We start from the raw sequence: 12,470 nt of genomic DNA, 5'->3' as shown, positions 1-12,470 counted from the left end.
CGCTCAGGGCGAGGACGCGAGTAGCGGGGGTTACTCGTCGTCCGGTCGGGCCGGCTGAGCCGGCGGGGTGGCCGGAGTCGAGGGCGTCGACCGGGTCGACGAGGGCGGCCAGGTAGACGCGGCCGGCCCGGCAGGCGGCGTCGGCGGGGTGGCCAGGGCTGGGGGGATGGACGAGGTCGGCGGGGCGTCCGGGGTCGGTTCGGCGGTCGGAGTCGGCGGGATCGGCGCGGTCGGCACGGCAGCCGAGGCCGGCGTGGTGGCCGGGGCCGGCGTGGTGGCCGGGGCCGGCGTGGTGGCCGGGGCCGGCGTGGTGGCCGGGGCCGGTGGAGCCGACGGCGCGGGTCGGGTCGGTGCCTCGGCCGGCAGTACGTCGTAGGCGTCCAGGGCGCTGTCGTAGACGAACGGCTCGTGCGCCGGTGCCGGTGTCGCCTGCCACGCCTTCGACGCCTCCTCCCGCTGCTGCTGGGCCTCCGGCGTGCCCGCCCCGGCCGATTCCCCGGGCTCCCCTTCCGCCTCCACGCGGGAAGCCCGCCCCCGCCACCACCGCACGACCACCGCCACCGGCACCGCCACCGCCCCGAGCCACGCCGGCACCGCGCCGCCCACCTGCCACCACACCGGCCCGAACCGGGCCAGCGCCGCCACCCCGAGCGGACCGCCCGCCAGCTTCGCCAGAAGGGCGAAGACAGCCCCGCACAACACGGCCGCCAGCAGGGCCGTCCCGGCGGCCCGTGCGGGAGTCCAGCGCGCCCGGCGCTCCCCGGCCCGCGCTGCGAAGCAGGCGACCGTCACCCCCGCCGCCACCGGCACCGCCCTGGCGGCCCAGTTCCACGGCGTCGGAAGACCCGCGTCCGGTACCGCCGCGAGCAGCGGGAAGGGCGGCAGCAGCGGCGCCGGGCGGGAGGCGACCGGGTCGACGAGGTGTCCGGCGCCGAGCGCGAACCCGGGGCCGAGGGCGTAGGCCACCGACCACACCGCCGCGTTCGGGGTCAACGCGAGGCACAGCACGAGCACGGCGAACCGTCCCGTCCAGCCCTCCGTCATCTGGAGGAAAGAGACGCGGGCCGCCTCGCCGTGGCCCACCAGCGACACGCCGAGCAGCAGCGTCCCGCCCCCGAGGAGTACCGCCGTCCCGGCCAGCGCCGCCCGCACGGCCGCCCGGAGCCCGGCCCGCCCGCCCGGTGCCAGGGCCCGGCGGCGCAGGAACCCCGGCAGCAGTGCCAGCACGCCCAGCAGGGGCTCGCGCGGACGGCCGTACGCCGACCACACGCCCGCGCCCGCCGCGACCACCGCGACGAGCGGCAGACACACCGCCGCCCACTCCCAGACGGGCCGCAGCGCGCCGTCCGAGGCGTACAGCACGGCGCCGGCGCCCACCGCGAGGTAGCCGAGGACGACGCCCGTCCACGCCGTGTGCGCGGCGACCGGTGGCGGGCCGTCGGCGTCGGCCGGCGCGTCCGTCGCGTCCCGCGCCGCCCGGTACAGCAGCCAGGCCGGCAGCAGGAGCAGCAGCAGCGGGGTGACGCCGACGGGCGCGGGGACGCCGGAGAGCGTCTCGGTGCGGACCAGCTGGACGCCGTGCGCGAGCAGCCACAGTGCGGCGGCGACGTGCAGCGCGCCGCCCGGTCCGCTGTCGGGGTACGGGGAGCTGACCCACAGCACCATCACGAGCACGGCGAAGCAGCCGAGGCCGAGCCCGGCCGCGACCGCGCCGCCCAGGAGGCTCGCGGCCAGTCCGGGCGACCGGTCGCGCAGCCGGGTGAGCAGGCGGGTGAGCAAGAGCGACAACGACGGTCGGCGAGCGGTCATCTGCGTCACGCCGCCATGCTCCCAACGACACGCGCTTTACGGGCGTAACAGGCGAACCACCGAAGTGTCGCTCAATATATGTTTATGTGTTTTTTCCTCTGGAGGGCTGACCGGTGACGCCCCGTCAGACCGATGTCGCCCTGACACCCGCTCAGGCTTTCGACGCGCTGTACGAGTTCTGCGCCCCCGCCCTCGTACGGCAGACGTACCTGCTCACCGGGCGGCGCGAATCGGCCCGCGCCGCCGTGGAGCGGGCCTTCGAGCTCGCCTGGCAGCGCTGGCCGGAGGTGGCCAGGGACCGGGATCCGGCGGGCTGGGTACGGGCCACGGCGTACGAGTGCGCACTCTCCCCCTGGCACCGCTTCCACCCGCTCCGCCGCCCCGACCCGCCCCCGGCCGACGCCAAGGACCGCGAGCTGCTGGACGCCCTGCTGAGGCTTCCGCCGCCCTACCGCCGCACGCTCCTGCTGTACGACGGTGTCGGCCTCGACCTGCCGGAGACCGCGGCGGAGACCGAGGCGAGCACACCGGCGGCGGCGCGCCGGCTGACGCGCGCCCGCGCCGCGGTGGCCGAGCGGATCCCGGAACTGGCGGACTGCCGGCTGCTGCACCGGCGGCTGGCGGAACTGGCCTCCACCGATCGGCTGCGGGCCGCCCGGCCGACAGTGGTGCGCTCGCTCGGCGAACGCCGGGTCCGGCTCTGGACCCGGGCCGCGATCGCCCTCACGGCCTCGGTCGTCGGCGCCACCGCGCTCACGCTGCGGACCGCTCCGACCCACTTCGACAAACCGCCCGGTCCGGCCCAGGCGGTGCGGGGCGTACCGCCGAGAGCGGCCCTGGGCCCGCTGTCGGCCAAGGAGCTGGCCCTGCGGGCCAAACTGCGCCAGGAGTCGGCACACGGGCCGGAGAGACTGCTGCCGGTGCCGGGGTGATCCAGCGGAGTGAAACGTTTCCGCAAAGCAAAGCGGCCCCGAAGAGCAAAGCGATGCCGCGCGGCAGAAAGACGGTAGGCCCGCCCCCACCTCGGGGAACGGGCCTACCGACGCTCGGTCGAGCCTGCCTCAGCCGGCCAGGATCTCCCGCGCCAGCTTCGCCGTCTCGGTCGGCGTCTTGCCGACCTTGACGCCCGCGGCCTCCAGGGCCTCCTTCTTCGCCTGGGCGGTGCCCGACGAACCGGAGACGATGGCGCCCGCGTGACCCATGGTCTTGCCCTCGGGCGCGGTGAAGCCCGCGACGTAGCCGACGACCGGCTTGGTCACGTTCTCCTTGATGAACGCGGCCGCGCGCTCCTCGGCGTCGCCACCGATCTCACCGATCATCACGATCAGGTCGGTGTCGGGGTCGGCCTGGAACGCGGCGAGGGCGTCGATGTGCGTGGTGCCGATGATCGGGTCACCACCGATGCCGACGGCCGTCGAGAAGCCGATGTCACGCAGCTCGTACATCATCTGGTACGTCAGCGTGCCGGACTTCGACACCAGGCCGATGCGGCCCGGCTTGGTGATGTCGCCCGGGATGATGCCGACGTTCGACTGGCCCGGGGTGATGATGCCGGGGCAGTTCGGGCCGATGATCCGGGTCTTGTTGCCCTTCTTGCCGGCGTACGCCCAGAAGGACGCCGTGTCGTGCACGGCGATGCCCTCGGTGATCACGACGGCCAGCGGGATCTCGGCGTCGATGGCCTCGACGACCGCGTCCTTGGTGAACTTCTCCGGCACGAAGATGACGGAGACGTTGGCGCCGGTCTTGTCGATGGCCTCCTTGACGGTGCCGAAGACGGGTACCTCGGTGCCGTCGAAGTCCACGGTCTGACCCGCCTTGCGCGGGTTCACGCCGCCCACGACCTGGGTGCCGTCACCGAGCATGAGCTTGGTGTGCTTCATGCCCGTGGCGCCGGTCATGCCCTGGACGATGACCTTGCTGTCCTTGTTGAGCCAGATAGCCATGGTGTGTTGGTGTCCTCGTCCTGAGTGCTTACTTGGCGGCGTGGGCCAGCTCGGCGGCCTTGTCGGCCGCGCCGTCCATGGTGTCGACGCGCTGCACCAGCGGGTGGTTGGCGTCCGTGAGGATCTGCCGGCCCAGCTCGGCGTTGTTGCCGTCGAGGCGGACGACGAGCGGCTTGGAGACGTTCTCGCCGCGGTCCTCGAGGAGCTTCAGGGCCTGGACGATGCCGTTGGCGACCTCGTCACAGGCGGTGATGCCACCGAAGACGTTGACGAAGACGGACTTGACGTCCGGGTCGCCGAGGATGATCTCCAGACCGTTGGCCATGACCTGGGCGGAGGCGCCACCGCCGATGTCCAGGAAGTTGGCCGGCTTGACGTTGCCGTGCTTCTCACCGGCGTACGCGACGACGTCCAGGGTGCTCATGACGAGACCGGCGCCGTTGCCGATGATGCCGACCTCGCCCTCGAGCTTGACGTAGTTGAGGTTCTTCGCCTTGGCGGCGGCCTCGAGCGGGTTGGCCGCGTCCTTGTCGTGGAGCTCCTCGTACTCGGGGTGGCGGAACTCGGCGTTCTCGTCGAGCGACACCTTGCCGTCGAGGGCGATGACCTCGCCGGAGGCGACCTTCGCGAGCGGGTTGACCTCGACGAGGAGGGCGTCCGACTTGATGAAGGTGTCCCACAGCTTGACGAGGACGTTCGCGACCTTGTCAGCGACCTCGGCCGGGAACTTGGCGGCCTCGACGATCTCGCGGGCCTTGGCCTCGTCCACACCGTCGATGGCGTCGATCGCGATCTTCGCGACGGCCTCGGGGCGGGTGGCCGCCACCTCCTCGATCTCCATGCCGCCCTCGACGGAGGCGATGGAGAGGAAGGTGCGGTTGGCACGGTCGAGGAGGAAGGAGACGTAGTACTCCTCGACGATCTCCGGAGCGGTCTCGGCGATCATGACCTTGTGGACCGTGTGGCCCTTGATGTCCATGCCGAGAATGTCCGTCGCACGGGCGACGGCCTCGTCCGCGGAGGCGGCCAGCTTGACGCCACCGGCCTTACCGCGACCACCGACCTTCACCTGCGCCTTGACGACGGACTTGCCGCCCAGCCGCTCGGTGATCTCGCGCGCCGCCTCAGGCGTGTCGATGACTTCACCGGCCAGCACCGGTACATCGTGCTTGGCGAAGAGGTCCCTCGCCTGGTACTCGAACAGGTCCACGCGCTTCCGTCCCTATCAGTGATCTCGCGGTTCGTTGGATGCGTGGGCGTGCCGCGAAGGGCAACGTGACGTCCGCATGTGTCACTAGGGAAGCGCACACGGTGTCCGAGCGCGCGGCATGTCCGTCTCGCAGGTTATCGCCGCACCCCGGGGGTCCCTAAATCGAGGGTCACACCTGAGCGGTGATACCTGTCACATGATGCCGCCCTCACTGGCACGGCGTGCCGGGACGGCGGGGCCTCACCGGGCTGGGGTTGACCCGGTGAGGCCCCTGAAATGGCCCTTTCAGGGGCCGCAGGCGGCTGATCCCCACCCCAATGGGGACCAACCACCCCGGTCCGCGAGGTGTCGGCCGCACGGGCCGACGGCATTCGGCCGTCCGGGCCGTTCAACCCCACGGAGTCGGTCGGGACGGGAGTCCTCAGACGCCCTCAGACGCTGAAGGTGTGCCCGTCGTGCACGTTGTGCGGGTTCTGCGCGATGTTCGTGATGTGCGTGTACCCCGTGTCATGCACATATCCCGGGAGCGCCGATTCGGCCACACCCGTCACACCGGTGACCGCGTGCCCGGCGAGCGGACCGGCGCCGGTACTGACGGTTCCGGTGAAGTCCTGCGCGAAGGGCGCCACCTGCCCGGCGACCTGCCGGGCGAAGGGGTGGGCCTCGCCGGCCACCCCGCCCGCGAACGGAGCGACGTCACCCGTCACCCCGTGGGCCAGCGTCGTGGCACTGCCTGCGACCGGGTCGGCCACCTGCCGGACGGCCCCGGTGACCCCTTCGGCGAACGGCGGCACCTCCCCCACGACGCCCTGCGCGAAGGGCGTAACCTGCCCGGTCACCCCGTACGCCAGCGGCGGCACCTGCCCGGCGACACCGCCCGCGAAGGGCCGCACGTCGCCCGTGACGCCGTACGCCAGCGTCCCCGCGTCCCCGACGGCCTCCCCGGCGACCGGCACGACCCCGCGCACGGCGGTGTCCGCGACCGGCGGCAGCACCGCGTGCGTGGTGTCACGGCCGACCTGCCCGGCGACACCTGCGGCGTACGGCGGCACGTCGGCGACCACGCCGTACGCCAGCCCCGTGGCGGCGGCCACGGCGTGACCGGCCACCGGCCGCACCCCGTGCACGGCGGTCCCGGCGACCGGCGGGACGACCGCGGCGGCCGTCTGGTCGACGACCGGGGTGACGGTGCCGGTGGCGGTGCCGGTGACGTGGCCGGGCACGCCGGAGACGGCGGCTTCGGCGGCGGCCGGTGCCTGCTCCAGTTCCGGGGCGAAGGAGGAGAGGGGGCCGAACAGGTAGTCGATCTCGGCCTGGGGCTGTGGGGAGGTGTGCACGGGGCTCGCCTCGGTGACGGCCTGCGCCGCCGAGACCTTGGCGGTGCTGGGGGTGTCCGTGCTCGGGGTGTCCGTGCTCGGGGTGTCGGCGGCCGTGTCCGGTGCGGAGAGGGCCGAGGTGGGCAGTTCGTCGGCGCTGGCGACGGCCGAGCCGAGCGCCCACGCGCCGGTGACACCGGCGGCTATGACGATGGAGCGGCGGATGTTCTTGTTCATTGCGTGCGTCAGTTCCTTCAGGTTCAGGGTTCCGGGATGTCTTGAGCGGCTTCCGTCCGGAGGACTGGGGGATGTCCGGACGGGCGGGCAGACCTGTTCCGCCCCCGCGCGGCAGGTCCACGGCGGAGAAATGGCCGTTTCTGCCTCGGGGAGGGAGCCCTAGCCGGGGAAGACGGGAATGTCCCGGTACCTGTCCCGGGTCCCGGGCGCGTCGGCGCGCGCGATGGCACCGGGCGTCAGACGCAGCGGCGCCCGGTGGTCAGGGGTGACGGCATACGCGTCGGCATGGGGTGACGTGCCGCCGCCGACTACCGCCCGGTTGGCGAGCGCCCCGTCCGGGTCACCGGCGGGCGCGGGGCGGGAGGGGGCGCCGACCCGGTCCGCGGTGCGCAGGCCGCCGGCGTACGCACGAGCGACCGGCGTGCCGAAGCCCGGGGCGACGCGCGGCCCCTGTGGCCCGGTCACCGTCGTACGGGGTTCGGTACGGCGCTCGGTACGGGAGTCCGTACGGGCCGCCGTACCGACGTGGCCGGTGGAGGAGGTCGCCGGGGGCGGCGACGCCATCTCCGGGCCGCCCGTCTGCTGCGGCCCGGGCACCTCGACGACCGGCGGCGCGGGCAGCGAGGGCTGCGCGGGCAGCTTCGGCAGGGTGGACAGGGCGGGCAGCTTCGGCAACGCCGGTGCCTCGGCCTGCGCCTCGCCCAGGTCCCGGGTCGCCGTGCCGACCACGTCACCGACCGGTCGGGTGACGTGAGCGCTGACGGTCCGTACGACATCCTCGGTGGTCACGGTGGTCGCCGACGACACCGGCGACACCGACGACACCGGCGACACCGCGGAAACCGCGGACACCGAAGCAACCGACGGCGTCCCCTCCGCCGCATGTGCCTGCTCGCCGCAGACGAAGCCGAGTGCGAACAAGCCGCCGACCAGCAGCACCAGTTGCAGCGCACGCCGTCCGGCCGCCGTGCGCAACACGCGCACAGCGGCGCCGGGCAGGGCTGCTGGCCAGGTCAAGAGCGGAGGGTCCTCGGTGCGACGGAACGTGCGACGGAACGACTGTCGGGTCGACGGGATACGGCGTCGATCCTCGCACGAAACGCCCGAGGTTGCGCAAGCCCCCTGTTACCGATGGGTAGTCATGTCCCTTTTCACTGCTCCGGTATGGGAATCGGCCGCTTCTCGATCGCCGCCGCCATCACCTCCGGGAACAGATCCGGCGTACAGGCGAACGCCGGTGCGCCCAGCGCGGCGAGCGCGGCCGCGTGCTCCCGGTCGTAGGCCGGCGCCCCCTCGTCCGACAGCGCGAGCAGCGCCACGAACTGCACCCCCGACGCCTTCATCGCCGCGACCCGCTTGAGCATCTCGTCGCGTATGCCCCCCTCGTAGAGGTCGCTGATCAGCACGACCACCGTCTCCGCGGGCCGGGTGATCCGCGACTGGCAGTAGGCGAGCGCGCGGTTGATGTCCGTACCCCCGCCGAGCTGGGTGCCGAAGAGGACGTCGACCGGGTCGTCCAGCTGGTCGGTGAGGTCGACGACGGCCGTGTCGAACACGACGAGCCGTGTGCTGATCGACCGCATGGAGGCGAGCACCGCCCCGAACACGGACGCGTGGACGACGGACGCCGCCATCGAACCGGACTGGTCGACGCAGAGGATCACTTCCTTCTTCACCGACTGCGAGGCGCGCCCGTAGCCGACGAGCCGCTCCGGCACGACCGTCCGGTACTCCGACAGGTAGTGCTTGAGGTTGGCCGCGATCGTGCGGTTCCAGTCGATGTCGTGGTGGCGCGGCCGGCTGACCCGCGCGCTGCGGTCGAGGGCGCCGGTGAGGGTGGACCGGGTACGGGTGGCCAGCCGCTTCTCCAGGTCCTCGACGACCTTGCGCACGACCGCCCGCGCCGTCTCCCTCGTCGTCTCCGGCATGGCCTTGTTGAGCGAGAGCAGCGTGCCGACGAGGTGCACGTCGGCCTCGACCGCTTCCAGCATCTCCGGCTCCAGCAGCAGGGTGGCCAGCCCGAGCCGGTCGATGGCGTCCCGCTGCATGACCTGGACGACGGAGGAGGGGAAGTACGTGCGGATGTCCCCGAGCCAGCGCGCCACGGACGGCGCCGACGCCCCGAGCCCCGCCGCCCGGTCCCGGCCCGTCCGCGGCCGGTCGCCCTTGCCGTAGAGCGCGGTCAGCGCCCCGTCCATCGCCGCGTCCCGCCCGGACAGGGCGTGTCCCGTGCCGTCGGCCGTGTCTCCCCCGAGGACCAGCCGCCAGCGCCGCAGCCGCTCCCGGGCCGGGTCGTCGGCGTACGCCGGCTCGTTCGTCATGTGCCCACCCCCACCGGGTCGTTGTCGTCGGCGTACGCGCCGCCCGCGTCGGCCGTGCCGTCTTCGCGCAGGCCCAGCAGCAGCCGCACCACCGGCAGCACCGCGTCCGCGCGGTCCGGGTCGAGGTCGGCCGCGAAGCCGGGTATGCCCGCGCCGCCGGCCGTCGCGCTCCCCACGGCGCCCGGCCCGCGCCGCACCAGCTCCCCGAGTGTCCTGCGCACCCCCGCCTCGTACGCGGAGAACGTGCGCCGCAGCAAAGGCAGTACGTCCGTGAACGCCTCCGCGGACACCCCGGTCAGCCAGGCGTCGACCAGGCCGAGCAGCCGCTCGTCGTGCACCAGCAGCATCCCGCCCCCGCCGCCGACGAAGCCCTCGATCCACGCGGCGGCGTCCGCGGGTGGCGTCCCCGGTGACAGCACGAGACCCATCAGCCGGGCCGCCGCGTCCTGCCCCAACTCGCCGTCGTCGAGCAGGAGGCGCACCGCGCGACCCCGTATCACCCCGGGCACGGCATCTCGTGCGGACAGGGTCCGCAGCACCGCGCGCCACCGCGGGCGCAGGTCGCCGTGGCCGGGCACGGCCGCCTCGGCGAGCAGGGCCACCGCCCCGTGCACGGCGTCCACATGGCCGCGCATCTCCTCGGCCGCGTCGGCGTCCAGTGCGGCGCAGGCCGGGGGCAGACCGACGAAGACCCGCTCGGCGAGGCCCGCCGCGACCCCGGCGAGGGCCTCGGTGCCGGTGCCTCGCACGTCGCCGTAGCGCAGGGAGCGGACCAGGGCGGGCAGGGCCTGCGCCAGGTGACCGACGTCGGTGTCCAGCGCGGCCCGGTCGGCGAGCACGCGCATCACCACGGGCAGGGCGTCGGGCAGTTCGGCGAGCAGGCAGTGCTCGGCGAGGGCGGTGACGTCGGCGAGGGACGGCACGGCCAGGGCGTCCGCCTCCACCCTGGCCGTCGCGGCGGCGGCCACGGTCGTACCCCACACCCCGGCCTCGGCGACCCGCACGGACAGCTCCGGTTCCCAGCGCAGCCGCCAGGTCTCCCGGAACGTGCCCGTGCTGCCCCGGGAGTCGGCCGGCTCGCCCCAGTCGACGCCGAGCAGCCGCAGCCGGTGCAGCAGCCGGCTCCGTCCGGCGTCGGTCTCCTTGCGCAGGTCGAGCTCCAGCTCCCGCTCCAGCGCCTCGGGTCTGAGCCGCAGCCGGCGCTGCTCCCGGGCCAGGTCGCGCTGCAACGGCACCGCGGGCGCCCCCTCGGGCACCTCGCCCAGCACATCCCCGACCACCAGCCGGTCGCGCACCAGCGCCAGCGGCACGTCCGAGCCCTCGCACATCACCGCGCGCACCGCGTCGGTGGTCTCGCCCAGGCCCGCCAGCGGGCGGCCGCGCATCGCGGCGAGCGTCTCGGCCAGCCGCACCGCCTCTATGACATGGGCCGAGGAGACGATCCGGTCCTCCTCGCGCAACAGCCCCGCGACCTTGGTCAGCCACCGCTCCACCGGCCGGTCGGGGGCGGTGAACAGGTGCCCGTACCAGCCCGGCGAGTCGATGCCCGCGCCGTACCCGCCGGCCCGGGCCATTCTGCGGTGCGTCCACGGCACCCAGGTCATGTCCGCCTTGACCTTGGGCAGTCCTTTCAGCAGGGCCCGGTCCGCGCTGACGGCGGACCTCTCCCGCAGTGCGGGCACATGCCACGCCCCGCAGACCACGGCCACCTCGTCCCCGAACTCCCGCCGGGCGGCCCGCACCTGGAGGCGCATGTACGCCTCCCGCACGGGGTCCCGGGCGTGCCCGCCGGTGCCGTAGCGCTCCCGCAGCGCCCCCATGGCCTCCTCCAGCGCGGCGAACGGCGCGAACGGGTCCCGGTCGCCCCCGCCCCGGTGCTCCACGGCGTCCTCCCACCAGCGCTCGGGGTCGTCGTGGCCGCCTGCCTCGGCGAGGACGGCGAGGGGATCGAGGCGGACGTCATCCACCTCTCCTTCTTCTCCTGCGTCTTCTCCCGCTTCTTCTCCCTCTTCGCCCCCTTCTCTTCCCTCTTCTCTCTCCCACGCGAGCGTGTGGGCGGCGGGCAGGTCGATGAAGCGGGCCGGTACTCCGTGTGCCAGGGCCCAGCGGATCGCCACCCACTCCGGGGAGAACTCGGCCATCGGCCAGAACGCCGAGCGGCCGGGCTCGTCCACGGCGTGGGCGAGGAGCGCGACCGGGGGCCGCATGTGGTCGTCGGCGGCCAGCGGGATGAGGTCGTCGGCCTCGGGCGGCCCCTCGATCAGCACCACCTCCGGCCGGGCCGCCTCCAGCGCGGCCCGCACCGCCCGCGCCGAGCCCGGCCCGTGGTGCCGCACGCCGAGCAGCAGCGGTCCGGCGGCCGATGCCCTCGGCCATGGGGCGTCCTTCACGCGCTCACCTCCCGGCAGGCCCGGTAGAAGTCCTTCCAGCCGTCCCGCTCGCGGACGACCGTCTCCAGGTACTCCTGCCAGATGACGCGGTCTGCCGCCGGGTCGCGGACGACGGCACCGAGGATGCCCGCGGCCACGTCGGCCGGCCGCAGCACGCCGTCGCCGAAGTGCGCGGCCAGCGCGAGGCCGTTGGTGACGACCGAGATGGCCTCGGCGGTGGACAGGGTGCCACTGGGCGACTTCAGCTTCGTCCGGCCGTCGGCGGTGATCCCGTCGCGCAGTTCGCGGAAGACGGTCACGACGCGGCGGATCTCGTCGATGGCGTCGGGCGCGGCCGGCAGGTCGAGGGAGCGGCCGAGCTGGTCGACGCGGCGGGAGACGATGTCGACCTCGGCGTCGGCGCTCTCCGGCAGCGGCAGCACCACCGTGTTGAAACGGCGGCGCAGGGCGCTGGACAGGTCGTTGACCCCCCGGTCGCGGTCGTTGGCCGTGGCGATGAGGTTGAACCCGCGGACCGCCTGCACCTCCTGCCCAAGCTCCGGTATCGGCAGCGTCTTCTCCGACAGGATCGTGATCAGCGTGTCCTGCACGTCGGCCGGGATGCGGGTCAGCTCCTCGACGCGGGCCGTCATGCCCTCGGCCATGGCCCGCATGACGGGGCTGGGCACCAGGGCGTTCCGGCTGGGTCCGTGGGCGAGCAGCTGCGCGTAGTTCCAGCCGTAGCGGATGGCCTCCTCCGGGGTGCCCGCCGTGCCCTGCACCAGCAGGGTCGAGTCGCCGCTGACGGCGGCGGCCAGGTGCTCGGACACCCAGGTCTTGGCGGTGCCGGGCACGCCGAGCAGCAGCAGCGCGCGGTCGGTGGCGAGCGTGGTGACGGCGACCTCGACGATGCGGCGCGGGCCCACGTACTTCGGTGTGATCACCGTGCCGTCCGGCAGCGTGCCGCCGAGCAGATACGTGGCGACCGCCCACGGCGACAGCTTCCAGCGGGCCGGGCGAGGGCGGTCGTCCTGCGCGGCCAGCGCGGTGAGTTCGGCCGCGAAGGCGTCCTCCGCGTGCGGCCTGAGCGCCTCGGCCGGCTGCTCCCCGTGCTTCTGCACGGACTGCACCTGCACGGACTGGGTCTGCACGGACGTCGGTTCCACGGACACAGACATGGCTGAGGCCCCCTCCAGCTCGGCCGGTTCGGATCTGTCACCAACCCTGCACCACACCACTGACAATCGCTCTGACCTGCGCGG

General features: G+C 73.7%; 9 protein-coding genes. 1 reads left to right on the top strand and 8 read right to left on the bottom strand.

What is annotated here, in order from left to right:
- Positions 1–30: 30 nt before the first annotated feature.
- Positions 31–1,809: a DUF6350 family protein gene (locus tag ACFY01_RS37500; protein WP_390740315.1), complete on the bottom strand. Its 1,779-nt coding sequence runs from the start codon at positions 1,807–1,809 to the stop codon at positions 31–33.
- Positions 1,810–1,922: 113 nt separating this feature from the next.
- Between ACFY01_RS37500 and ACFY01_RS37495 the strand changes: the two genes are divergently transcribed.
- On the top strand, positions 1,923–2,741 hold the full coding sequence (locus ACFY01_RS37495; protein ID WP_390740243.1) for a sigma factor-like helix-turn-helix DNA-binding protein: 819 nt from the start codon (positions 1,923–1,925) through the stop codon (positions 2,739–2,741).
- 129 nt (positions 2,742–2,870) lie between these two features.
- On the opposite strand, the gene sucD is transcribed toward ACFY01_RS37495, so the two are convergent.
- From sucD to ACFY01_RS37460, 7 genes are all read right to left on the bottom strand, one after another.
- Positions 2,871–3,755, bottom strand: a complete 885-nt coding sequence (sucD, locus tag ACFY01_RS37490; RefSeq protein ID WP_388791736.1) for a succinate--CoA ligase subunit alpha — start codon at positions 3,753–3,755, stop codon at positions 2,871–2,873.
- A gap of 28 nt (positions 3,756–3,783) precedes the next feature.
- A complete protein-coding gene (sucC, locus tag ACFY01_RS37485) occupies positions 3,784–4,965 on the bottom strand; it encodes an ADP-forming succinate--CoA ligase subunit beta (protein WP_390740242.1) in 1,182 nt (393 codons plus the stop codon).
- A gap of 431 nt (positions 4,966–5,396) precedes the next feature.
- Entirely contained in the window at positions 5,397–6,518 is a 1,122-nt protein-coding gene (locus ACFY01_RS37480) for a hypothetical protein (protein WP_390740241.1), read from the bottom strand.
- Between the two features lie 159 nt (positions 6,519–6,677).
- Entirely contained in the window at positions 6,678–7,535 is an 858-nt protein-coding gene (locus ACFY01_RS37475) for a hypothetical protein (RefSeq protein ID WP_390740240.1), read from the bottom strand.
- A gap of 134 nt (positions 7,536–7,669) precedes the next feature.
- Positions 7,670–8,839, bottom strand: coding sequence for a VWA domain-containing protein (locus tag ACFY01_RS37470; RefSeq protein ID WP_390740239.1), 1,170 nt, complete (start codon positions 8,837–8,839; stop codon positions 7,670–7,672).
- Complete coding sequence (locus ACFY01_RS37465; protein ID WP_390740238.1) at positions 8,836–11,229, bottom strand: DUF5682 family protein; 2,394 nt, start codon at positions 11,227–11,229, stop codon at positions 8,836–8,838. Before ACFY01_RS37465 ends, ACFY01_RS37470 begins: the two co-directional genes overlap by 4 nt.
- A complete protein-coding gene (locus ACFY01_RS37460; RefSeq protein ID WP_390740237.1) occupies positions 11,226–12,386 on the bottom strand; it encodes an AAA family ATPase in 1,161 nt (386 codons plus the stop codon). Before ACFY01_RS37460 ends, ACFY01_RS37465 begins: the two co-directional genes overlap by 4 nt.
- Positions 12,387–12,470: the final 84 nt, after the last annotated feature.

It is taken from the genome of Streptomyces sp. NPDC001480 (assembly GCF_042894725.1).
GTDB lineage: Bacteria > Actinomycetota > Actinomycetes > Streptomycetales > Streptomycetaceae > Streptomyces.
This window is presented reverse-complemented; position numbering and strand designations above follow the sequence as displayed.

What these genes read in the sequence shown, in the direction of transcription:
- ACFY01_RS37500 (WP_390740315.1), bottom strand. Translation starts at nt 1,809, where the DNA reads ATGACCGCTCGCCGACCGTCGTTGTCGCTCTTGCTCACCCGCCTGCTC.
- sucD (WP_388791736.1), bottom strand. Translation starts at nt 3,755, where the DNA reads ATGGCTATCTGGCTCAACAAGGACAGCAAGGTCATCGTCCAGGGCATG.
- ACFY01_RS37480 (WP_390740241.1), bottom strand. Translation starts at nt 6,518, where the DNA reads ATGAACAAGAACATCCGCCGCTCCATCGTCATAGCCGCCGGTGTCACC.
- ACFY01_RS37470 (WP_390740239.1), bottom strand. Translation starts at nt 8,839, where the DNA reads ATGACGAACGAGCCGGCGTACGCCGACGACCCGGCCCGGGAGCGGCTG.
- ACFY01_RS37460 (WP_390740237.1), bottom strand. Translation starts at nt 12,386, where the DNA reads ATGTCTGTGTCCGTGGAACCGACGTCCGTGCAGACCCAGTCCGTGCAG.